General features: G+C 71.6%; 18 protein-coding genes. 12 read left to right on the forward strand and 6 right to left on the reverse strand.

What is annotated here, in order from left to right; translation table 11 throughout:
• Positions 1–33: 33 nt before the first annotated feature.
• Positions 34–1281 (reverse strand): hypothetical protein, encoded by a 1248-nt coding sequence (locus WMF19_RS10275; RefSeq protein WP_437898900.1) that lies wholly within the window; start codon positions 1279–1281, stop codon positions 34–36.
• Between the two features lie 99 nt (positions 1282–1380).
• On the opposite strand from WMF19_RS10275, the gene WMF19_RS10280 reads away from it, so the two are divergent.
• The gene (locus tag WMF19_RS10280; protein ID WP_437898901.1) at positions 1381–2670 is read left to right on the forward strand and encodes a PQQ-dependent sugar dehydrogenase; all 1290 of its coding nucleotides are present in this window, start codon (positions 1381–1383) and stop codon (positions 2668–2670) included.
• On the opposite strand, the gene WMF19_RS10285 is transcribed toward WMF19_RS10280, so the two are convergent.
• Complete coding sequence (locus WMF19_RS10285) at positions 2649–3602, reverse strand: alpha/beta hydrolase family protein (RefSeq protein WP_437898902.1); 954 nt, start codon at positions 3600–3602, stop codon at positions 2649–2651. The two genes, WMF19_RS10280 and WMF19_RS10285, sit on opposite strands and share 22 nt — an antisense overlap.
• A gap of 69 nt (positions 3603–3671) precedes the next feature.
• Positions 3672–4562, reverse strand: coding sequence for an AraC family transcriptional regulator (locus tag WMF19_RS10290; protein WP_437898903.1), 891 nt, complete (start codon positions 4560–4562; stop codon positions 3672–3674).
• A 688-nt stretch (positions 4563–5250) separates the two neighbouring features.
• Between WMF19_RS10290 and WMF19_RS10295 the strand changes: the two genes are divergently transcribed.
• The 3 genes from WMF19_RS10295 to WMF19_RS10305 all read left to right on the forward strand — a co-directional run bounded on the left by WMF19_RS10295 (position 5251) and on the right by WMF19_RS10305 (position 7829).
• Complete coding sequence (locus tag WMF19_RS10295) at positions 5251–6042, forward strand: hypothetical protein (RefSeq protein WP_437898904.1); 792 nt, start codon at positions 5251–5253, stop codon at positions 6040–6042.
• A 77-nt stretch (positions 6043–6119) separates the two neighbouring features.
• Complete coding sequence (locus tag WMF19_RS10300) at positions 6120–6710, forward strand: hypothetical protein (protein ID WP_437898905.1); 591 nt, start codon at positions 6120–6122, stop codon at positions 6708–6710.
• Between the two features lie 3 nt (positions 6711–6713).
• The gene (locus WMF19_RS10305; protein ID WP_437898906.1) at positions 6714–7829 is read left to right on the forward strand and encodes a hypothetical protein; all 1116 of its coding nucleotides are present in this window, start codon (positions 6714–6716) and stop codon (positions 7827–7829) included.
• 317 nt (positions 7830–8146) lie between these two features.
• On the opposite strand, the gene WMF19_RS10310 is transcribed toward WMF19_RS10305, so the two are convergent.
• Positions 8147–9241: an LLM class flavin-dependent oxidoreductase gene (locus WMF19_RS10310; protein WP_437898907.1), complete on the reverse strand. Its 1095-nt coding sequence runs from the start codon at positions 9239–9241 to the stop codon at positions 8147–8149.
• Positions 9242–9370: 129 nt separating this feature from the next.
• Here WMF19_RS10310 and WMF19_RS10315 point away from each other — a divergent pair, with 129 nt between their 5' ends.
• From WMF19_RS10315 to WMF19_RS10325, 3 genes are all read left to right on the forward strand, one after another.
• Complete coding sequence (locus WMF19_RS10315; protein ID WP_437898908.1) at positions 9371–9520, forward strand: hypothetical protein; 150 nt, start codon at positions 9371–9373, stop codon at positions 9518–9520.
• A 498-nt stretch (positions 9521–10018) separates the two neighbouring features.
• The gene (locus tag WMF19_RS10320; protein ID WP_437898909.1) at positions 10019–11302 is read left to right on the forward strand and encodes a LysM peptidoglycan-binding domain-containing protein; all 1284 of its coding nucleotides are present in this window, start codon (positions 10019–10021) and stop codon (positions 11300–11302) included.
• Positions 11299–12702, forward strand: a complete 1404-nt coding sequence (locus tag WMF19_RS10325; protein ID WP_437898910.1) for a hypothetical protein — start codon at positions 11299–11301, stop codon at positions 12700–12702. Before WMF19_RS10320 ends, WMF19_RS10325 begins: the two co-directional genes overlap by 4 nt.
• 14 nt (positions 12703–12716) lie before the next feature.
• On the opposite strand, the gene WMF19_RS10330 is transcribed toward WMF19_RS10325, so the two are convergent.
• Together WMF19_RS10330 and WMF19_RS10335 are read right to left on the reverse strand one after the other, a co-directional pair.
• The gene (locus tag WMF19_RS10330) at positions 12717–13295 is read right to left on the reverse strand and encodes a hypothetical protein (RefSeq protein ID WP_437898911.1); all 579 of its coding nucleotides are present in this window, start codon (positions 13293–13295) and stop codon (positions 12717–12719) included.
• 692 nt (positions 13296–13987) lie between these two features.
• Positions 13988–14989 carry an LLM class flavin-dependent oxidoreductase gene (locus tag WMF19_RS10335; RefSeq protein ID WP_437898912.1) on the reverse strand — a complete coding sequence of 334 codons (1002 nt, stop codon included), beginning with the start codon at positions 14987–14989 and terminating at the stop codon, positions 13988–13990.
• Between the two features lie 214 nt (positions 14990–15203).
• Here WMF19_RS10335 and WMF19_RS10340 point away from each other — a divergent pair, with 214 nt between their 5' ends.
• From WMF19_RS10340 to purK, 5 genes are all read left to right on the forward strand, one after another.
• A complete protein-coding gene (locus WMF19_RS10340) occupies positions 15204–17849 on the forward strand; it encodes a HEAT repeat domain-containing protein (protein ID WP_437898913.1) in 2646 nt (881 codons plus the stop codon).
• A 30-nt stretch (positions 17850–17879) separates the two neighbouring features.
• Positions 17880–19637 (forward strand): hypothetical protein, encoded by a 1758-nt coding sequence (locus tag WMF19_RS10345; RefSeq protein ID WP_437898914.1) that lies wholly within the window; start codon positions 17880–17882, stop codon positions 19635–19637.
• Positions 19638–19813: 176 nt separating this feature from the next.
• On the forward strand, positions 19814–20140 hold the full coding sequence (locus WMF19_RS10350; RefSeq protein WP_272101485.1) for a TerB family tellurite resistance protein: 327 nt from the start codon (positions 19814–19816) through the stop codon (positions 20138–20140).
• Between the two features lie 132 nt (positions 20141–20272).
• The gene (purE, locus tag WMF19_RS10355; protein WP_173427451.1) at positions 20273–20776 is read left to right on the forward strand and encodes a 5-(carboxyamino)imidazole ribonucleotide mutase; all 504 of its coding nucleotides are present in this window, start codon (positions 20273–20275) and stop codon (positions 20774–20776) included.
• A gap of 55 nt (positions 20777–20831) precedes the next feature.
• Complete coding sequence (purK, locus tag WMF19_RS10360; RefSeq protein WP_437898915.1) at positions 20832–22049, forward strand: 5-(carboxyamino)imidazole ribonucleotide synthase; 1218 nt, start codon at positions 20832–20834, stop codon at positions 22047–22049.
• Positions 22050–22220: the final 171 nt, after the last annotated feature.

A 22220-nucleotide genomic window follows, 5' to 3' on the forward strand; every position in this document is an offset into this window, starting at 1 on the left:
GTTCGCGACGCGCCGGGCAACCCCGGCGGGCGATCACGGGGAGGGTCGCGGGTAGCCGGCGGCGGGGGTCATCGCCTCGATCCAGGCGCGGACCGCGGCGACGGCCTCCTCGTCCACGCGCCGGGTCGCGAGCGGCGGCATCTGCTCGGGCGGCGCGCCGGGCGCGTCGCGCCGGGACATGGCGCGGAGCACGGCGCTGTGATCCGGATCGAGGGGCCTCAGCCGGTCATAGCGGGCTCCCGGCGGCGCCCCGGGCGGGCGGAGCTTCGCGGGCTGGTTGATCGCCGTCTGGTAGACGCGCGTGCCGCGCACGTCGCCCACCCGGCCGGCGGCGTCGATGTTGAGGCGCATCTCGAAATGCGTCGCGACGCCGAGCGGGTGGTGGCACGAGACGCCGCAGTTGACGTGCAGCAGACCGAGGGCGCGCCGCTCCGTCGCGGTCCCGGGCACCTCGAGCGCGGCCGCGTCGGGGAGCGGGCCGCCGGAGGTCGTCGACAGGAGGCCGCGCTCGACGAGCTCGGCATACGTCAGGCCGCTGGCGCCCCGCGCGGCGAGCTGGATCGCCTCGAATCCAAGCGAGTTGTCGGTCTTGCCAGCGTGGCAACGGATGCAGTCGACCTGCGCCGGGATCGCATAGTCGGGGGCGCCGGGGACGTGGGGGACACCGGCCTTCACCTGCGTCGCGCTCGCTCCGTCGTCCGACCAGACGTAGGTGGCGCGCGTCCAGCGATCCTCCGCGGTCTTCCACAGGAACCTCGTCTCGATACGGCGGCTCGCGCCGGAGACGGGCAGACGGAACTCCTTCCACAGCCTGGTACCGACAGGAAAGGTCCAGTCGTTCATCCGGGAGACATCGATGGTCACGCCCAGAGGGAGGTAGATCCAACGCGTCTTCTCGGCGCCGTCGCTCCAGAGCTCGAAGGCCGGCTTGAACTCGCGGACGCCCGGCGCGATCGTGCGCGCGCCGGGGTCGCTGTAAAGCCCGGTGCAGCGGAGATCGTGAGGATCGGTGTCGCCGTCCTTGCACGGCGGCAGGCCTCCGGGCGCCTGGACCGCGCCTTGGCCGGGGCGATCGCCTGTGCCGGCTGCGCGCGCGGTGGCCGCGCCCGGCGGGCCGCTCCCGTTCGGCCGGGTGGGGAGAGGCTCGGGCCGGGGCGCCTCCTGCGCGCCGCAGCCGCCGCAGCCGGCCAGCAGCAGCGACGCGAGCACGGCTTGCCAGGCGCGGCCTCTCGTGATGAAGGTGGAGAGGGAGGTGCCCGCTTGCCCGAGAGACCGAGCCACCGGCGCGTTATGGGGCGCGCTGCCTATGTGACGAGAGCGTGCCATCGGACCGCCTGGTGCCTCCTGCTCGCAGGCAGTGTAGCCGCCTGCGACAGGCGCGTGCAGGTCGCGGGGCCTCCCGAAGAGCCTCGCGAGGGCGGCCCTCCCGGCCAGGCCGCGGCGGCGGGGAACCCCGTCCAGGCGGCTCAGGGGGGCACGGGGGCGCCTGGCGCGGCGATCGCCGCGCAAGACACGCCGGCCGCGCAGGGGGCGCCGGCGACGCAGGGCGCCCCTGCGGCGCAGGGGGCGCCCGCGAGCGCCGCGGAGCTCGCCCGCCCGGCGAAGTGCGGGGGCGTCCCGCAGCTGAAGCTCACCATGGTGGCGAGCGGGCTCGACCAGCCGACGTATGTCGCCGGGCCGCCCGGCGATCCGTCGCGCCTCCTCGTGCTCGAAAAGACGGGGGTCGTCCGGCTCATCAAGGACGGCGCCGTCCAGCAGGCGCCGTTCCTCGACGTGCGATCGCGCGTGTTCTTTCCGGCGCCGAACGCGGAGGGCGGCCTGCTCGGGCTCGCGTTCCACCCGGACTACGCGAAGAACGGGCGCTTCTGGCTCCACTATTCGTCGGCCCCGCGCGGCAACGTGGTGATCGAGGAGTGGAAGCGCGCGGCGCAGGGCGGCGACTCCGCCCATCCCGAGCCGGTCAGGTCGCTGGTCGACGTGAAGCACGGCGCCTGGAACCACGTCGGCGGGATGCTCGCCTTCGGCAAGGACGGCTATCTCTACGCCGCGATCGGCGACTCCGCGCGATCTCCGAGCCCCGCGGCCGATCTCACCTCGAAGCTCGGCAAGATCCTCCGGATCGACGTCGATCAGCCGGGCAAGGCGCCGGCGGGCAACATGACGAGCGGTGACCCGATGATCTGGGACTACGGGCTCAGGAACCCGTGGCGGTTCAGCTTCGACCGGCTCACCGGGGATATGTACATCGGCGATGTCGGCCAGAAGAGCTGGGAGGAGATCCTGGTGGAGCGCCCTGGCCAGGGCAGGAACGATTACGGCTGGGAAGCGATGGAGGGCACCCATTGCTACCCTCCCGGCGCGACGTGCAAGCCGCGCGGCCTCCCGCCCGCGGTCGAGCACCCGCGGAGCGAGGCGGGCTCCATCATCGGCGGCTATGTCTACCGCGGGGCGAAGATCCCGTGCCTGCGCGGCCGCTACCTCTACGGCGACTACGTGACGGGCCGCTTCTTCTCCTTCGTGTGGGACGGCAAGGCCGCGACCGATCCCGTCGAGCTGACCTCGGCGTTGAACCCGAATGGACTCCCATCCTCGTTCGGCGAGGACGCGGCCGGGGAGATCTATGTGGTGATGTTCAACACGGGGCGCATCTACCGGCTCGATCCGGGGTGAGGTGGCTCCACGGCCGCCGGCGCGTCGCCTGCCTCCTCCGGGACGGGCTGTCGACGTGGCGGCGACGGAGGGCTCTGCCGCAGCGCCGCGTCGAGGAACGCGCGCACGTCGCGCTCGAGCCGACGGTGGAACGCCTCGCGATCGAACCCGGCGCGATCGATCGCCGGTAGGAAGTCCGGGCGCCGCATCTGGGGAGGAAACGGGCTCAGGAACGCGTAGTGGTTCGCGTTCTCGACGACCTTGAGCGTGACCCGGCTCGGGTCGGGGACGAGGTCGAGGACGAGCTGCCCTTGCCATCTCGGCGCGATGCGGTCGTGCTCCGCCACGAGCAGGAGGATGGGCGCCTCGACGTCCTTCAAGGCGTCGTTGGGCACGAACCAGCACGCCGCGGGGGCCATCAAGACCAGCGCCTTGACGCGCGGGTCCTTCGTGACCGCGACCCTCTGCCCCGGCCCCGTCCAGGGCTGCCCGCCCGCGAGGGCGAGCGCGGTGTAGCCGCCCATCGAGTGCCCGATGACGGCGATGTCGTCGCGCTGCAGGCGAGGCCCGAGCTCCGCGTCGGAGCAGACAGCGTCCACCGCCAGCCGGGCGTGCCGGGGTCGACGCTCCAGGTTCTCGATCGCCTCGGTCAGGGACCGATCGTTGCGGTTGTCCCCGGGGTGCTCGGGCATCGCGACGACATAACCGCTCTGTGCGAGGTGGGACGCGAGCGTCCGATACCCGAGCGGCGTCCCGCCGCCGCCGTGCGAGATGAGCACGAAGGGGAAAGGGCCGCCGTGCACGGGCGCATTCCAGGCCACCTCGATCGAGTAAGGCCCCATGGCGACGGCCTCGGCAGGGACGTGCGTCGGGTACATCACGAGGACCGGGAACGAGAGGTCGTGCATCGGGTCTCGAACGGTCAGGCTGCGGCAGCCCACGAATCGATTCATGCTCGTTTCTCCGGACGGTGTCGGGGGGATGGGAAGATCAGGGACGATGCCTGTCTGTTCACGGGAAGCTCACTGGAGCGGGAGGAAGACGTCCGTGACGGCCTCGTGATCGGGCACCTCCGGGAAGAAGCGCACCCGCTGCAGGAAGAGCGGGAAGTCCCGCAGCTCCTCTCCGCTCATGGGGAGCCAGGTCGCATAGAGGTACCGCACCGCCACGTAGAGCGTGTCGTCGCATCCGACGTGCCGGAGGACGGCGCAGCGGCCGCCGGGGATCGCCTTCTCGACGACGCCGTGCGGGTTCTCTGCAATGGGGCGGTGGATGCCCGCGCAGAGGTCCGCGCGGTAGGCCTCCGGCGGGGACTCGGCCGGGTCGTCGTACAGGATGTTGAAGGTCGCGCTGACCCTCGGCGGGAGCTTGTTCTCCTTGCGCCACGTGATGAACCGGCGCACCGATTCCAGGATCCGCTTCGGGTCGCCGCGGTGCTCGAAGGCCGCGACGCGCGTCTCGTTGAACCGCACGATCGCCACGTCCTCGGCGCGGTGAGCGGCCTTCATGGGGAGGGCCCTTGTCTCTCTCAGGCGCTCGTGGGTCGCGTGCCAAGGATCCCACCGGGGCTGCTCCCGGAACTCGGAGGGGGACTGCCCGAACGCCCTCTTGAAGGCGCGCGAGAAGGCTTCGGGGCTCTCGTAGCCGCTCGCCATCGCGATATCGATGATCCGGGCGTGCTCCCGGTCCGGGAGCGCGAGCCGGTAGGACGCGCTCCGCAGGCGGACGAGCTTCACGTACTCGTGAACCCCCATTCCGAACAGCTCGGAGAACTGCCGGTGAAAATGGTACTTCGAGAACGCGGCGATGCCGCTCAGCCGCTCGAGCGTCAAGTCCTCGTCCAGGTGCGCGTCGATGTGCTCGAGCACCCTGCGGAACCTGGCGATATACGCGTTCTCGGCGGCTTCGGTCAACGCGGTGTCCTCCTCGGCGAGAGGCAAGGTAACGAGGCGCCGCGCGCCGTGCCTGACCGAAATTGCTGAACTTCGGGGCGACCGGGGCCCGGGGGGTGCTGGAGGTGGCACAGAAGCGCGGAGGTGGCTGGCCGGGGGATGCCCATCTTTCCGCTGAGGTAAGAATCTTGGTAAGCGTTCACCGCCCAGACCTCCTGAGCTGGGTGGTGTTACGGAGCGGGATTTCACGCTGCGGCCCGTGACTTGTCACGGTGCAACCCGTGACTTGTCACGGTGCAACCCGTGACTTGTCACGGTTCAACCCGTGACAGGTAGCGGCGCATCGGTCCGCATTTCCAGCTCGGTCGTGCCTCTTCCGCACGGAGCGTGATGGCCGGACGACCCAGGCCATTGTTGAACCTGGCACGAGGCGTGCGAGGACCTCCGGGCAGCGGTCGAGGAAGACCGTCGTTCACGACGACCGCGAGGCATCGGGCATCGGGCCTCCGGGCGACGACCGCCTCGGCAGACCTGGCAGCCAGCGCGCAGGCGACACGACTGCCACGAGCCCGAGCCGCGCCGATCGTTGTCCACGTTCTTGCGGATCTTTGAAGCCGAGCTCGAACCGATACCAGGAGCTCGACAGCTCCGGCCATGGGGGCCCGGGCGGCACGGTCCAGGCTGCAGAAGTAAGGATGGAAGTGACGGGATGAGCCAGCTGGTCAAGCATGATACTGGGACAGGGGCGGGCCTGCATTCGAACCCACGAGATTCGAGCTCTCCGGGGCTGCCGGCGGAGCGCTCCAAGGACCGCTTGATAGGGAGGTTGCTCGCGGGCTGCGCGGTGATCGGGTCGCTGTTCTTTGCCTATGAGCTCGGCGCCCGCGCGACGCTTCCAGAGCGCGAGCGGCAGCACGAAGACAGCCCGTCGCGGCCAGGCTCGGTCGCCCCGAACGCCGCCCCGGGAGCGGAGGAGCGCGCGCAGCACGCTCACGCTGATGAGCACGCCGCCGGCGCTGCCTCTCCGCCCATCCGGCCCCTCGATCCGGGGCCGCCTTCGAACGAGCCCGCCGAGCCGCCCAGGGAGCCATCGCCGCGCGAGCATCGAGATCGCGTCTTGCGTGAGCTCCGTGCTTCAGGCCCGGACCACCGCTTGTTCGCGCCTGCGTCGGCCGTCGTCGGCGCGTGGACGAGCAAGCTCGCGAAACTGGGGGCCGCGGGGACGTTCGAGCCGCTGGAGTGCTACGCGAAAGGCTGCTCCGTGACGGTCGTCCATGCATCCGCGGTGAAAGCGGAGGAGGCCACCGCGGTGATCACCCGGACCCGCGAGTTCAACGGCTGGCAAGCCGGCAAGATGCGCAGCGGCTTGATCGAGCACGACGGCGATCGGGTGGAGGTCACCTGGATCCTCGACGCGCCGCCGCCGGACAGCCCCGTGCTTCCGGAGGAGCTGCCTCGGGACGACCTCGACGAGCTTGTGGAGCGCGGCTCTGGACGATGAGAGCTGCGCTGCCGCGGCGCGGCGTGGAGCCTTGATCGGCTCGACGTCGAAGTGAACGGAGAACAGAGGAGAACGGTATGGGACACAAGGTGCGAATAGGGGCGCTGGCATTCTGCGCGATCGGCCTGGTCACGGTCGGGGCGCACGCGCAATACGTCTACACTCGAGGTCCGAACCACGTCAACATGAGCGGCACCCGCTGCCGCGCTGCGTTCGGTAGTGAGCAAGACAAACTGACGCACTCGGTGCAGAGGACCTCGGTCAAGGGGAACGTTTCTGCGCCCGTGGTTGTCGTTTGCCCGATCACGAGGCGCGCGACCGCCTACTACGGGGATTCGGTCTCATCAAGCACGGCGACCGAAGTGACCGCGACCGGGTTGAAGGCCGAGGTCAAGGACGATAATACGGGAGAGGCGGTGCGCTGCACACCGTTCGCGCAATCGATCGGCGGCAGCGTCGTTTGGGGCACCTCCCGCTACGCGTGCTCCACCGCCGGGGGTTGCACCAGCGCGCCGGCGGGGTCCTACACGACTCCTCTCGGTGGATTCAACACCCTCTCCTGGAGCAACCCTTTCACGTCGCAGACATCGGTTCAGTGGGGTCTGTCCTGCACCATGCCAGGTAGCTCCAGCATCGGCTCCTACGAAGCAACGGTCTCTTCGAATTGACAGGTGAACGGCATGAAGAAGATCACAATCGTGGCGCTCGTCGCCTCGGCTCTCTCGTTGAGCCATTCGGCGCTCGCGACGCACAAATCCTGGCTGATGAAGAACGGGGGGGCAGAGTGTACATTCGCGTACCCGCTCGCCACCGATCGGATGGATTCGAGCGGTGCGATTCACAACTCCGGCACCTCGGAGCGCGGCGTCATCTGCCCGGTCGCCTTGTCGGGCCGCTGGGGCTCGAACGGGACGCCGGCGTTCAACGCCAAGCGCTGGGCGGATGCGCTCTCGGCGATCGTCTACTTCGATCGCAGAGGAGCGGGGACGCGGACCGTGAGCTGCTACGCCGCGATGCGCGCCTCCGATGACTTTGTTTACTACAGCGCCTCGGTCTCGGACACCGGCGGCTCCGGCGTCGGTCGGCTCGACGTGGCGGGGTCGACGAGCGGCGGCGGCCAGTGGGCGGGCGGTACGGGCGACGGCACCACGCTGGAGGCCCATGAGGATACCGTCGTGAAGGGCCTGGAGTTCGTGTGCTTGGTGCCCGAACGAACGGCGATCCTCGGTTACAAGGCCAAGCTCTGCCAGCTCACGGGTGACTGCACTCACGGAGGCGGCGATCCAGAGGACGACACCACCTCATCGACCATGGGGAACTACGTTCAGACGAGCGGCGTCGAATGTTCGCCGGCGGGCACGGAAGGTGCGATCGAGACCGTCTATCGGAACGGGGGTGGGGTCACGAACCTCGGGAGCTCTCCCGTCGACATCTTCTGCCCGATCGCTCCACCCTCGGACGACAGTCGGGAGCATAATCGCAGCGTCACAGCCACGACGGTCTACTACTCGGATATCTACAACACGGCTGCCTCGAACTCGAACTCCTGCGTGGGCGGCGCGACTTGCCCGAGCTGCCGGCTCATGTGGTATGATAGGGATGGAATCATGCAAGATACCGGCGCGCTTTCGAAGATTGCCGGCGTTCGTGAGTTGTACCAGGGAGCCGCCTCGCAGCTTATCGGTAAAGAGCTACAGTTCGGGGTGATGTGCCGGACGCCGCCGAATTTGACGATCGAAGGGATCACCTCTCTCGTGACCGTGAGTGATATCTCAGGCGGAATTTGAACGTCGTGGGTTCTGCTGTCGAAGAGGAAGCCTGTGAGGAACTCAGAGACATCTCCAGGCTTCACATCGCGCAACGCGCCCGAGGCGCCTCAGGCGACCCGCCGCGGCTCTCGATGAAGTAGCTCGCCCTCGCGCGGATTCATGCCCAGGCCGGCGTCTGCTGCGCCACCTCGTGTTCGCCGAAAGCCTATCACCTGGCCTCTCCCCGCGGGGAGTGGGACGTCGGCGCAGCTCAGTAGAAACGAGCCGGACGGAGAGCGCTGCGTGCCGAGCCGGCGCCCCGCCCGGCGCGAGCCCGCGCCTCCGGGCAAGGCGCTTCACCCGGCGCGGGCGAGCTCGCCGCGTACCGCTGCCGTGAGCTCGAGCGAGCGCACCCGCGCGGCGTGATCGAAGATCGGCGAGCTCACGATGAGCTCGTCGGCGCGGGTGCGGATGATGAAGCCGTCCAGCCACCGCCGCACGGTCTCGGGCGAGCCGGCGACCGAGCAGGCCAGCGCCTGCTCCAGGCCGGCGCGGTCCAGGGGGCTCAGGTCGCGCTCGAAATCGTCGGCCGGCGGAGGAAAGGGCCCCGGCCGGCCGCGGCGCAGGTTGACGAAGGCCTGCTGGAGCGAGGTCCACAGCCGGCGCGCCTCGTCGTCGGTGCCGGCGGCGACCACGTTGATCCCCAGCATGACGCGGGGCTCTGCGAGCCGATCCGAGGGGCGGAACTCCCGGCGGTACAGCGCGATCGCCTGCATCAGCTGGCCCGGCGCGAAGTGCGAGGCGAAGGCGTAGGGGAGGCCGAGCGCCGCGGCGAGCTGCGCGCCGAAGAGGCTGGAGCCGAGGATCCAGATCGGCACGCGGAGCCCGGCGCCGGGCACGGCCTGAACCGGCTGGCCAGGCTCCGCCGGGCGGAAGTAGCCCATCAGCTCCAGGACGTCCTGGGGAAAGCCGTCGGCGTCGCCGGCCAGGTTGCGCCTGAGCGCGCGGGCGGTGATCGGGTCGGAGCCCGGAGCGCGCCCGAGGCCCAGATCGATGCGCCCCGGAAAGAGCGACGCCAGCGTGCCGAACTGCTCGGCGATCACGAGCGGCGCGTGGTTCGGGAGCATGATCCCGCCCGCGCCGACGCGGATCGTCGAGGTGCCGGCGGCCACGTGCGCGATCACGACCGAGCGCGCCCACGTGACGCCGAAGCCGCCCGCGAGCGGCACGCGGCGCGCGGAGAAGAAGGCGTGTGACGACGCAAAGGCGGACGAGAGAGCGCCGGAGCGCGAGTCCACCAAGGCGCCGGAGCAGACGGAGAACGAAGCTCCGGCGCCGCCCGCCACGTCGCCGCTTTGGCCGACGCCCGACGTCGTGATGCCCACGAGCATCACCGTCGCGCATCGGGGGCGCTCGAGCGAGGGCGAGCTCTTCGCCGGATCGCGCCGCATCGACTGGGATCTTCTTCTGCGCCGAACCTTCGACGTCCGGAGGACGGGCGCCGGGCACGGCGTGGCCGGCAGCAACGCTCTCGCGCTTCCTAGCAGCCTTCCCTGCTGCGCCGAATCTACCTGCGAGACGTGCTCGCCTGCCCATGCGGCGGGCGGCGCAGGATCCTGGCCGACATCTCGGAGCGCGATGGGATCGTCGCGATCCTGGCGCATCTCGGCTTGCCCACGGAGGCGCCGAGGATCGCCCGGGCGCGGAGCCCGAGCTTCGACGCCGCGTGACCCGACGTGCTTGGAGCGCCGGTCTCGGCGGCGTCGGGGCGAACGTGTGCCCGTGGCGCGCCGCCGTGCGTGACAGGCGCGCCGAGAGGGGGCGACCGCCTCGTCACGGAAGCTCGACCAGGGGTCATCGCGGCGGGTCGACACGCAGCGACGCGCGCCGGTGCGCACCATGCCGCGGCGAGCGAGGCGCTGCTGCGTTACGTGCTGCGACCCACGATCGCAAAGGAGCGCGTCGAGCCGCAGCAGGACGGCCTGCTGCGGCTCTCGCTCAAGCGCGCCTTTGCGGACGGGACTGTCGCGGTGGATATGGATCCGGCTTGATTTGCCTACGCGCTTGCGCTTCCTACACCCTAGTGGTAGTGCCTTCTCGAGGTGGGGGATTACTGGTTATTTAGAGCGTGGAGGCTCTACGGCTTCGGCGGTGAGAGGACCTATGTGCTGCGAGCGCGTGATGCACCGGCCGAGCCGGCTGGGGCCCACCTCGAGCCTATTCCTGCCGTGTTCGCTTCGTTGGCCGTCGATGACTGGCGGGACGACAATGTTCGCGTCCTGCAGGACATGTTCTGCGAGCTCACGCTCAGTAGCTTGTCGAGCTTGCACGCCTATGACCAGAGAGTGGCTCGCGAGCTGATCGGCGTTCGCCTGCGGCAAGCCCTGCAGAGGGGAGAGCTCGTCGCCTTTCGCGAGGCTCGCACGCCGGCATCGTTCGTGCCGCGAGGCGTGGGTGCGAAAACACCGGAGCCGCGACAGCCGCCTCTGGAGGCGCCGGCCACGCTTTCGTTCTACGAGATCACCCTGCTCGATGAACTCGATGCTCCCATTGCGGGCGTGCGCTTCTCCATGCGCACGCCGGCCGGCACGTTCACGAGGACGACCGATGCTGGCGGCGTCGCCCGCGTCGATGACCTACCGCCTGGCATCGGTAACGCGTCCGTGGTCGGCTTGGCCGAGCTGCGGGAGAGCTTGAAGGAGCGCGAGCGCAAGCCACGCCGCACGGCTCCACCACCCGACGGGGACGCGTGGCACATCCGCACGCTCGCGCGAGCGCTTGATCCGATCACGGTGCCCAGCGGCGAGCGACAGCACCTCATGCTGGTGACACGAACCGACGTGTTTGCGCTTGTCGCAGGTTGGGAAAGGCTATCACTTGCCGATGCGGCAGGCCCCTGGACCTTCCATGGGGGCACCGAGACGGTGCTGAGCCTGCATGCCGATTCGGCGGAGCGAAAGGTTCAAGTCCTTGGCCAACCGTTCTCCCTACCCGAGTTCCTGCCCCCGAAGAACGATCCTCTACCAGGCGAAGCGGAGCGCTGGGAACCACCAAATATCTATATCGTCCAGCCGGGAGATACACTGAGTCTCATCGCCGCGCGCCATCTTGGCGCCGTGGATCGCTGGGGTGAAATCTGGGCACGGAATCGAGCATCGTACGAGGGTCGAACCCCCGACATCATCTATCCGGGCGACCGCTTCGTCATGCCTGATGATGCCCTTCCCCCCTGGTTGCGCGCTGCCTCAATCGATGCGCCCCCACAGCCCGCCGGCGACCTGACTGCGCCGGAATGGCTCAGCATCGCCGTGGACTGGATTCATGAAGCGCTGTTTGACAAGGACTTCGACACGGTCATCTCCCTCCTGGAGAGCCTGCCCATCGAGCCCTCGCCGCCCCCAGCGCAGGCACCAGCGCCCATCCTCGAAGAGCTCATTTTTCGAGCTCACTTGACCCACCTGGCCTTCGAGGGGCAGGTCGATCCTCCCTACTCGGCGTCGGAGGAGGGATGACCCTGCACATCGCGGTCACCTGGCCAAACGCAAACAGCCCGCTTCTCCCGGACAATCTCGCTGATGTGAGATTGGAAGCCGGAGGCACACCGCTCACGCCGAAGCAGACTGCGCCGGGGCGGCGGGAGTACGAGATCCCGGACGGTGCGGCGAAGCTCTCGCTGAAGGCGAGTTTTTCGGTTGCGTTCGGCCCGGTCAAGGGTACGGCCAAGAACCCGGATGTGCTGATCGACGTCGGAGCGATGACCCATGTCGTGCTCCGAGCCCAGCAGGAGTTCGATGTAGTCGACGGCGGAACGCGGCTACGGCCGGTGAATCAACCGGCGTACGCAGGCCCGCATCCGCTCGTTCACATGGTCGGAGCGGCTAATCTTCATGCCGCTGTCTCCATCAAGCTTCGCACGGAGTTCGTCGACATCACGCCGTTCTGGAAAGTCTACGCGGCGGTCTGGAGCTATTACGCGACCGAGCATAAGCCGGGTACCAGGCTCCTGGTGCTCGGCGCGACGGGCGCGACACCGATCATCTGGTTCGCGAGCATCCCGGACGCCTGCCTTCATTGCGCCAACGGCTTCGCCTCGTGTCTTGTATTCTTCCGCCCGGCGAACTACAGCTATACCCAGGTGAACCAGCCGCACCATATGTCGGCGCTAGCCCGGTATCTTCTCAAGCCCAAGGAAGAGGACGACGCCACAGCGCAGTCGTGGGAGCGCGATTTCATCGATGTGAATGGATACAACCTCGTCCGCTGCGGCTTTGAAGACGCGCTCGCGCGAAGCCAGCGCGCCGTGGTGCTGCTTCACCCCTGGCCGAGCGGCACGAACTTCGGCAGCGCGGCCGGCAAAGATCTGCCGGAACTCTGCGCCGGCGCGCTCCGCCTGCTCTGGGCCGACCAGCACATCTTCCAGAGCACGGGCAATGTCCGCCTCGGCCGGCTCGGTGTTTCCGGCTTTAGCCGCGGCGGCGGCGCTCTGTGGCCAGCGCTGGCCTCGAACATCGGCCGGGTCGACGAGGTGTACGCCTTCGACTGCGTCGGCACGGGCACGAGCGCCGGCACGATCGTGCAATGGTATAACAGCCGTCCCGAGGCGCGGCTCCGGATGGTGGGCGGCGCATACAGCATGGCGACGCACCAATCCATCTATCGGACGATTCAAACTACGAATCGGGTGACGGGACCGCTCACGAACGTGACAGCGATCCCAGAGAGCGACAAGGGTTATGCGCCCGGGGTCAACCCGCTCTGGGATCATGTCCTCCAGAATCGGGAAGACATGCGGAGCGATCCAGATACGCGGCATCAGTTCGCGATTTTCGGAGGGTACATTGCTATCCCGGGACCGTTCGCGCTGACGTTCCTGCTGCGCTTCCTTAAGGAATCGCTGTTCATGACCCCTTGACCGCAGTGAGCAGCTCAGGGCGCGCGCCGGAGTGCGCGGCCGTGCCAGGTATAGCGACCGCGTCCACTGCACAGGCGTCGGAAGATGTCGCGGGCGTTCTGCCATGCTGCTCGATCCGCGGGCATGGCGCCGTGGTGGGCCGCGTCGATCGCTTTGAGCGCGTCTTCGCAGGAGGAGCCGCCGGGAGCCCTCGCGGCGTCGGAGAACCGGAGTACCCCCTCCTCGACGCTGGGCGTGATTGCGACCTTGCACAGGGCCAGGTTCTGGGGAGGGCACTCGTCGAGGGCGGCTGAGGCGGGCAGATCGAGGACAGGTCGGAGGGCGCCCTTGTCTGCAAGATAGAGCACCGTATGCACCACATAGGGGATGAGCGCCGCCTTCTGCTCATGCCCGCGAGAACACACGAGCAGCTCGGCATCGGGCAGAACGAGCGTCCCGCTACAACTGCATTCGTTGACCCGCTGATGATGTGGGCTGACGACGAGCGTCGACCAGCAGGCAGCGTCGGGCCGCCACCGTACGCCGCGGGCCGTGAGCCAGTCATCAACGTCGAACGGCGTGACTGCATCGACCTTTGGACGCCCACCCGTCATCACGGGGATCGGCGCGACAGCGGACGGCGGAGCGAGAACGCCGGCGGATGTCGCGGCGCCACTGGATGCGGTTGGAGTGACGCTGGACGAGGAAAGCGGAGACGTCCCAGACGGCGGTGCGCCGGTGGTGGATGCGTTCGGCGGCACCGGCGACGATAGGTCGCACGCGATTAGGCTCGACGCGGCGAACAGGCGGGTGGTGAACGGGAGGAGGAAGCATGCGGCTCGGTGCATGTCGGACGCAGGGTATAGCGCGGGGGCGGGTCAGGTCCTGCGTACAAAGGAGGTCTTACGGTGAGCAGCGTGGGTGCGCGCGTGGTCCACGTGATCGGCCTCGGCGCTCAGACGTCGGTCGGCCTCACGTGCCCTCCACGATCGCGGCGCTCAGCGGCGCGATTTGCCGGTTTTGCACCTGGGACCACCTGCGCGACCGCCGCACCAGCCACGCGCTCACCCTTGCCCCGCTCGGCACGCTCGGCCGCGATCTGCCGGTCTCAAAGCGGATGCTCAATCAAGGCGGCGAGGGCTTCCTCCTGCCCGTCGACTTCGCCCCCGTCCGCCCGGCAGACGCCCGCAATGCGCTCCCCGCCGCGCGCCTCTTCCAGGCCATCGCCGCCTCGAAAGCGGCGCGCGTGCCGAGCACCGTCCCGCGAACGAGCCGGACGGAGAGCGCTGCGTGCCGAGGCAGCGCTTCACCCGGCGCGGGCGAGCTCGTCGCGCACCGCCGCCGTGAGCTCGAGCGAGCGCACCCGCGCGGCGTGATCGAAGATCGGCGAGCTCACGATGATCTCGTCTGCGCGGGTGCGGGTGATGAAGCCGTCCAGCCACCGCCGCACGGTCTCGGGCGAGCCGGCGACCGAGCAGGCCAGCGCCTGCTCCAGGCCGGCGCGGTCGAGGGGACTCAGGTCGCGCTCGAAATCGTCGGCCGGCGGAGGAAAGGGACCCGGCCGACCGCGGCGCAGGTTGACGAAGGCCTGCTGGAGCGAGGTCCACAGCCGGCGCGCCTCGTCGTCGGTGCCGGCGGCGACCACGTTGATCCCCAGCATGACGCGGGGCTCTGCGAGCCGATCCGAGGGGCGGAACTCCCGGCGGTACAGCGCGATCGCCTGCATCAGCTGGCCCGGCGCGAAGTGCGAGGCGAAGGCGTAGGGGAGGCCGAGCGCCGCGGCGAGCTGCGCGCCGAAGAGGCTGGAGCCGAGGATCCAGATCGGCACGCCGAGCCCGGCGCCGGGCACGGCCTGCACGAGCTGGCCAGGCTCCGCCGGGCGGAAGTAGCCCATCAGCTCCAGGACGTCCTGGGGAAAGCCGTCGGCGTCGCCGGCCAGGTTGCGCCGGAGCGCGCGGGCGGTGATCGGGTCGGAGCCCGGAGCGCGCCCGAGGCCCAGATCGATGCGCCCCGGAAAGAGCGACGCCAGCGTGCCGAACTGCTCGGCGATCACGAGCGGCGCGTGGTTCGGGAGCATGATCCCGCCCGCGCCGACGCGGATCGTCGAGGTGCCGGCGGCCACGTGCGCGATCACGATCGACGTCGCGGCGCTGGCGACGCCGCCCATGTTGTGGTGCTCGGCCAGCCAGTAGCGGTGATAGCCGAGCCGCTCGGCGTGGCGCGCGAGATCGAGCGAGTTGCGGAGCGCCTGCGCGGCGTCTCCGCCCTGGACGATCGGAGCTAGGTCGAGAACGGAGAAAGGAATCATGTTGGACACCTCGCCAGACTGTTGCACGCCACGGACGGTTGCGGCAGCGCTCGGGGACCAGCGCGGCTCGCGCGCGGTCTCCGCGGGATCGCGGTGAGGAGGCGTCCCCCGCCGGCGCGCCCGGCCGGCGCGCCCCGCGGCGCGTCGCCCCGTGGCGCTCGAGCCCGTCTGGAACGCCATGACGTGGCCGCGCCCGCTGTATTACGCTCGGCCCGTGCGCCGTTCGTCCTCGCCGCTGCGCCGCCTGCCGCAGGTCCTGCTCGTCGTCGCCGCCTCGGCCGCCGCGGTCGCGTCGCCCGGGGGAGCGGCCGCGACCCTCTGGCCCAACGTGCCGGAGCAGATCGCGCGTGCGCTGACGTCGGGCGACGCCCTGGAGCGGCGCCTGGCCGCGACCCGCGTCGGCGAGCTCGCCCCGGAGACGGCGATCCGGCTGATCCAGCGAGGCATGAGCGATCCGGACGTCGAGGTGCGGCTGCACCTCGCCGGGGCGGCCGTGCGCCTGCGGATGCCGCGCGCGGGGGACCTCGTGATCGAGTGGCTCGGCGAGGGCGACGCGCGCCTGCGGCTCGCGGCCTGCGACGTCATCCGCGCGGCGCCCACCGACCGCTCCGTCGTCGCGCTCGGGCGGGTGCTCGGCGATCCCGATCCGCACGTCCGCCTCGCCGCCGCGACCGCGATGGGCGCGGCGGGGCTCCCGGACGCTGTCTCGCCGCTGCTCGGCCACCTCGACGACACCGCGCCGGAGGTGCGCGCGGAGGTCGCGCGCGCCCTCGGCCGGATCGGCGACGCGCGCGCCGTCGTGCCGCTGATCGGCAAGGTGCAGGACTCGGTGCCGGAGGTCCGCAAGGCGACGGCGCGCGCGCTCGGAGAGCTCGGAGACCCGCGCGCGGTCAGCGCGCTGCTGCTCGCGCTCCAGGACGCATCCCAGGACGTGCGCGTCGAGGCGGTGACCGCGCTCGGCCGGCTGCGCTCGGACGACGCGACGTCCGCGATCGCCGATCTCGTCACGGCGTCGCCGGGGGCCGCCGGCGCGTTCCCGGGGGCGCGGCCGTCCGACAGCGCCGCCTCGAGCAACGACGTGCGGGAGGCGGCGCTCCGGGCGCTCGGCCGCATCGGCTCCGAAGCGGCCGTGAAGGCGCTGCTCGCGGCGCTCGCGAAGGACAACCCCGCGGCGCCGCGCTCCGCGGTCCGCGACGCCCTCGTCAGCGCCGGCGCCGCGGCCGTCCCCGCCCTCGTCGCCGCGCTCTCGGCCGCGCCGTCGGCCAACACCGCGGCGGGCGCCGCGCTCGTGCTCGGCGAGCTCAAGGCGAGGGAAGCGCTGCCCGCGCTCGTCCGGGGGATGCAGCGGGGCGTCGTCCCGCTCCGGCACGGGCTCCGCGCCCTGGGCGCGCTCGGCGATCCCGCGGCGCTGCCCAGCGTGCTGGAGCTGCTCGGCGACGCCGACCCCGCGGTCCGCGCGGAGGCCATCCGCGCCGCGACCGCGCTGCTCGATCCAGCGCGGCCCGACGGGCGCGCGGTGGATCCCGCGCGCGCCCTGCTCGTCGATCCGGCGACCGCGTCCGACGAGAAGCTCGCCCTCGTCCAGCTGCTCGGGCGCACCGGCTCGCCGCGCGCGCAGGCGGCGCTGCTGCCGCTCGCCAAGGCGCGCTCCACGCCGCTCCGCCTCGCCGTGATCGAGGCGCTCGGGGCCGCGCGCGCGGCCGGGACGCTCGGCGCGGCCGTGGACGCCGCCCTGCTCGCGGCGCTCGACGACGAGTCGGCCGACGTGCGCCTCCGGGCGGCGATCGAGCTCTCCCGCGTCGCCGGCCCAGGGAGCGCCCGGCCGCTGCTCCAGCGCCTCACGGTCGCGGCGGAGCAGGACCGCGGCGCGCTCGGCATCGCGCTCTCGGGCGCCCTGTCGCGCGCGGACGACGCCGGCGGCGCCGGGAGCGCCGGCGGCGCGACGGACGCGAAGGCCGCGCGCGACGCGAGCGGCAAGGGCCTCGTCCACGAGGTCGCGGCCGCGATCGCGAGCGCGCCGGACGCCGCGCGCGACGCGCTGATCGAGGGGCTCGGGCGCATGCCGGGGCAGGCCGCGGGCGCCGCGCTCGCGCGGATGGCCTCGGCGGCGCCCATCGACGATCGCCGCAAGATCGCCGAGGCGCTCGCGGGGCACCCGGAGGCCGCCGCCGCGCTCCGCAAGCTCGCGGGCGATCCGGATCCCGGCGTCCGCGCCAACGCGGTCTGGTCGCTGGGCGCGGCGGGGGACAAGGACGCGCTCCCGCTTCTCGTGCCGCTCCTCAAGGACCCCGACGCCGCCGTGGCGGGCAACGCGGCGGGCGCGATCGGGCGCGCCGCGGGCCGCGCCGGGCAGCCGGCCCGCGCGGCCGCGGCGCTCTGCGCGGCGCTGCCCGACGCGCGCCCCTACGTGCGGGCCAACGCGCTCGCGGCCCTCACCGTGGCCGGCGCCCGCTGCGACGGCGGCGCGGCCCGCGACCTGCTCGCGCGCGACCCCGCCGAGGCGGTCCGCCTCGCGGCGGCCGACCACCTCGCGCGGAGCAGCGCCGACGACGATCGCCGCGCGCTCGCGCGCTGCGCCGCCGAGGACAGGAACGCCACGGTCGCCGGGCGCTGCGCCCGCCCCGCGCCGCCCCGCGCGCCGGCCGCCGCCGCCGAGGACGTCGTGGTCTTCGTCGTCCCGTTCGACGCGGGCCGGGGCGGCTCGGCCCGCGACGCGCCGGCCCCGCGCGCGCCCTTCGCGCTTCTGCGCGCGGACGGGCTCATGCGCCTCGGCGTCGCGGACCGGCGCGGAGAGCTGTTCGAGCGCGGCGCTCCCCGGGGGCCGATCCGCCTGACCGTCCCGGCCCCGCTCGTGAAGTGAGCCCGCGCCCGCCGCGCTGAGCCGGACACCATGCGAACCCGACCCGACGTCGAGCTCCGGATGTCCAGGACCGTGCACCCGGGCGACGTCGTCCTCGTCGAGCTCGTGCTCCGCTGCCGCGGGAGGACGCCGATCGACGCGGTCGAGCTCCACCTGGAGGGCATGCAGGTCGCCCGCGTCGAGGAGCGCGTCCTCGTGCCGCCCCACTTCCTCTCGCTCGTCGCCCGCGTCTCGGGGGCGACGACGCTCCCGGAGGGCGAGCAGCGCTACCGCGCGAGCTTCCCGCTCCCGGCCGACGCGCCCTGCTCGTACCTCGGCACGCGCGCCGAGATCCGCTACGGCATCACGCTCTCCATCGCGATCCCGTGGTGGCTCGACGTCCAGGAGTCCTACGAGGTGCTCGTCACGCCCCGCCCCGTCACGCGCCCGGCCCGGTCGCCGGCCGCGGGGACCACGGCGCGCGGCGACAGCCCGTTCGTCGAGGTCTCGCTCGACGATCGCGTCTTCGCGCCGGGCGACGAGATCTCGGGGGCGGTGGCCCTCGGCAACGTGCAGGGCCGCGGCGTGCGCGGGATCGAGATCTCGCTGGTCGGCGTCGAGCGCCTCCTCAGCGCCGACCGCTCCGCGCCGAACCGCGCGACCGAGGCGCACCGCTTCACCGCCTTCCGCCGCGCGGACAGCCGCGACGAGGGGCGGGAGCTGCCCTTCCGGTTCCGGATCCCCCGCTCCGTCGCGCCGTCGTTCGACGCCGGCTGGGTCGCCCTCGTCTGGGGGCTCGAGGTGCGCGTCGACCTCGCGCGCGCGGACGGCGTCGTCCACACGACGCCGCTCGTGCTCGGCGTCTTCGACGCCCCGCCCGGCCTCGGCGCGATGCGGCGGCAGATCGGCTCCGGGCGGTGGCGGGCCGTCTGGGAGGCGGTCGGCGCGCGCCACGGCCTGTCCCTCGACGCGCTGGAGCTCCGCCTCTCGGGCACGCTCTCCGGCGCCGCGGCGTCGGTGTCGATCGACGCGGGGTCCTCGTCGAGCGGCGCGCTCGTGGGCGAGCTGCGCTGGCCGTCGTGGGGGCTCGACCTGGAGGTCGGCGTGAAGCGCTTCCTGCTCGCGCTGTCGTCCGAGGACGACGAGGGCTTCGGCCGCCGTTACCGCGTGCGCGGGCGCGATCCCGGCCAGGTGCGCGCCGTCGTCGCGGGGCCGCTGCGCCGGGCGCTGCTCGCCTTCGACGACGTCCGGCTGGACGACGAGCACGTGTCGGTCCGGTCCCGGACGCCGGGCCACGATCAGCCCTGGCTCGGCGCGTTCCTGGAGCACCTCGCCGCGCTGGCGGCCGAGATCGGCGCCGTGAACGAGCGCATCCCGCCCCCCACGCCGATGGCAGGGATGCGCGCGGCCTGGGAGCGGTTCGCGGCCGAGGTCCACGGCCGCTTCGAGGTGGGCCGGATGCGCATCCGGGACGCGCAGGTCGACGGCGCCACGTTCCACGTCGACACCTGCTTCGAGCGAGGCCCCCACCCCGAGCGCTCCGAGATCACGCTGGTGGTGGATCCGCCCCTCGACGCGGCGCTCGACCCCGACGACCCCGAGCAGCTGCGCGCCGCCTCGCCCGGGGCGCGCGAGGCGGTCAAGCGCCTCCAGGCCCGCACGCGCGCGCTCCGGATCGCCCCGCACGCCATCGTGATCACGCTGCCGGCCCCGCTGGAGGACCCGGCGACCCTGCGCGATCTGCTCGGCGCGCAGCTGCACGTGGCGGCGCTCCTGCGCGGCCCGCGCGTCGCCCGCCCGTACCGCTGAGCGGCGAGGAGCGGGCGCCCGGGCGGTGGCTAGCACTGCAGTCGTACCAGGGCGACCACGCGAGCGCCGGAAGGCACAAGGTGCAAGAACCGAGGAACCGGGAATCCCCTTACGCGGCGCGCGGCTCGCTGATTTCCACACAAAACGCTGGCGGATCCGGGCTAGAGTCCCCGCCCATGCTCGACAAGCTTTCTCGCGAAGAACGCCTCCAGCTGATGCGGTTCATCTGCTCGTTCGCCTGGGCCGACCTCCAGGTGCGCGACCAGGAGCGCGAGTTCGTGCGCAAGATGATCCTGCGGCTCCACCTGGACGCGGAGGAGACCAAGCAGGTGCGCGGCTGGCTCGAGCTGCCGCCCGCGGCCGACGACGTGGATCCGATGAAGATCCCGCGCGCGCACCGGCAGCTCTTCCTGGACGCCGCGCGCGAGATGATCTCGTCCGACGGCGAGATCGGCGAGGAAGAGCGCGAGAGCCTGAGCCTGCTGGATCAGCTCACGCGCTGACGCGGGCGCGGGGCGTGCGGTGCGTCGACCGATGACGGATGCCAATGACCGATGGATGAGGAGCCGGTGAGCGGTGGAACGATGAGCACGATGGCGCAGGGAGGGGCCGGCGAGGGCCGGACCCCGGCGGAAATGGGAGCGAGCTCGGCCGAGAAGCCCTGGGTCGGCGTGATCATGGGCGGCAAGAGCGACTACGAGCACCTCGCCGTCACGAGCGAGCTGCTCACGCAGCTCGGCATCCCGCACGAGGTGCGCGTCGTCTCGGCGCACCGCACGCCGGACCGGATGTTCGAGTACGCGAGCACGGCCGCGGAGCGCGGGATCGAGGTGATCATCGCCGCCGCCGGCGGCGCCGCCCACCTGCCCGGGATGGTCGCCGCGAAGACGGTGCTGCCCGTCATCGGCGTCCCCATCCCCGCCACGGCGCTGAACGGCATGGACGCGCTGCTCTCGATCGTCCAGATGCCGAAGGGCGTCCCCGTCGCCACGATGGCGATCGGCAAGCCCGGGGCGGCCAACGCGGCCCTGTTCGCGGCGGCGGTCCTGTCGGGCAAGCACCCGGAGCTCCGCGAGCGCCTCGCCGCCTTCCGCGGCGCCCAGGAGGCGGCGGTGCTACGCGACTCGGTCATCGTCTAGCTCGTCGGGCCTCGTCAGGCCTCCTTTCCCTCCCCCTCGTACAGGTCCTCCGGAAATGCCCATCGCTCCCGGCTCTACGCTCGGTATCCTCGGTGGCGGCCAGCTCGGCCGCATGACGGCGCTGGCCGCCCGCACGCTCGGGTACAAGGTCCACGCCCTCGACCCCGACCCGGACTGCCCGGCCCGTTCGGTGCTCGATCGCTGCATCGTCGCCTCGTTCGACGACGTCGCGCAGGCGGCGGAGCTCGCGTCGCAGTGCGACGTGGTGACGCTCGAGATCGAGAAGGTCGCCACGGACGGCCTCGTGGCCGCCGCCCGGTTCGCGCCGGTGCGCCCGTCGGCCGACGTGCTGGCCATGGTGCAGGACCGCGGCGTCCAGAAGGGGTGGCTGTCGCGCAACGGCTTCCCGGTGGGGCCCTTCCGCGAGGTCGCGACGAGCGAGCAGCTCCTCGAGGCGACGCGCGCCATGGGCGGGGCGTGCTTCGTGAAGTCGTGCGTCGGCGGATACGACGGCCGGGGCCAGCTGCGGCTCTCGGGGAACACCCGCTCGAACGATGGCGCCGACGGCGGCGCTGGCGGCGTCGGCGACCTCGAGCGCGAGGCCGCGGCGCTCTTCGCGTCGCTCGGCGGCCAGCGCTGCGTGGTCGAGCAGGCGCTCGACCTCGAGGCCGAGCTCTCCGTGCTCGTCGCGCGGAGCCCGAGCGGCAAGCTCGCGGTCTACCCGCCGGCGCTGAACCACCACGTCGACCAGATCCTCGACTGGTCGCTGCTGCCGGGCCCGCTCTCGGCCGCGGTGACGGGGCAGGCGGTCCAGATAGCGCTCGACCTCGCGGTCGGCCTGCGCGTCGAGGGCCTGCTCGTCGTCGAGCTCTTCCTGCTCAAGGACGGCCGCCTGCTCATCAACGAGCTCGCCCCGCGGCCCCACAACAGTTATCACGCGTCCGAGGTCGCCTGCGCGACGAGCCAGTTCGAGCAGGCGGTCCGCGCCGTGTGCGACCTGCCGCTCGGCTCGGTCGAGATCGTCCGCCCCGCAGCGATCCTCAACCTGCTGGGCGACGTCTGGCTCGGCGGCGCGCCGCCGCCGTTCGAGGCCGCGCTGGAGATCCCGGGCGTCCGGCTCCACCTCTACGGCAAGCGGGTCGCCCGCCCCGGCCGCAAGATGGGCCACCTCTCCGCCACGGGCCGCACGCCGGAGGAGGCGCTCGTCGCCGCGAAGCTCGCGATGGCCCGGCTCTCGGCGCAGGCCGGGCTGCCGCCGCTCTCCGGGCGCTGAAGCGCCGCCAAGCGAGCCTCCGCCGGCCCACGACGCTCTCCACTGCTGCCCGTGATGGCGCGGCGCGCGCCGCGCCATCGCGTCGACGGATTCGTCCCGTTCGCGTCGATTCATGAGCCGCGGGGGAGCCGCGGCGCAACTGCATGTTCTGGACGGCTCTGTCGGACGAAA

The sequence above is a fragment of the Sorangium sp. So ce124 genome, assembly GCF_051525235.1.
In the GTDB taxonomy this organism is placed as follows: domain Bacteria; phylum Myxococcota_A; class Polyangia; order Polyangiales; family Polyangiaceae; genus Sorangium; species Sorangium atrum.

Bases quoted from the DNA above. Each gene is read 5' to 3' on its own strand.
- WMF19_RS10285 (WP_437898902.1), bottom strand. From the start codon at position 3,602: ATGAATCGATTCGTGGGCTGCCGCAGCCTGACCGTTCGAGACCCGATG.
- WMF19_RS10295 (WP_437898904.1), top strand. From the start codon at position 5,251: ATGAGCCAGCTGGTCAAGCATGATACTGGGACAGGGGCGGGCCTGCAT.
- WMF19_RS10300 (WP_437898905.1), top strand. From the start codon at position 6,120: ATGGGACACAAGGTGCGAATAGGGGCGCTGGCATTCTGCGCGATCGGC.
- WMF19_RS10310 (WP_437898907.1), bottom strand. From the start codon at position 9,241: ATGCGGCGCGATCCGGCGAAGAGCTCGCCCTCGCTCGAGCGCCCCCGA.
- WMF19_RS10325 (WP_437898910.1), top strand. From the start codon at position 11,299: ATGACCCTGCACATCGCGGTCACCTGGCCAAACGCAAACAGCCCGCTT.
- WMF19_RS10330 (WP_437898911.1), bottom strand. From the start codon at position 13,295: ATGACGGGTGGGCGTCCAAAGGTCGATGCAGTCACGCCGTTCGACGTT.
- WMF19_RS10335 (WP_437898912.1), bottom strand. From the start codon at position 14,989: ATGATTCCTTTCTCCGTTCTCGACCTAGCTCCGATCGTCCAGGGCGGA.
- WMF19_RS10345 (WP_437898914.1), top strand. From the start codon at position 17,880: ATGCGAACCCGACCCGACGTCGAGCTCCGGATGTCCAGGACCGTGCAC.
- WMF19_RS10350 (WP_272101485.1), top strand. From the start codon at position 19,814: ATGCTCGACAAGCTTTCTCGCGAAGAACGCCTCCAGCTGATGCGGTTC.
- purE (WP_173427451.1), top strand. From the start codon at position 20,273: ATGGGAGCGAGCTCGGCCGAGAAGCCCTGGGTCGGCGTGATCATGGGC.
- purK (WP_437898915.1), top strand. From the start codon at position 20,832: ATGCCCATCGCTCCCGGCTCTACGCTCGGTATCCTCGGTGGCGGCCAG.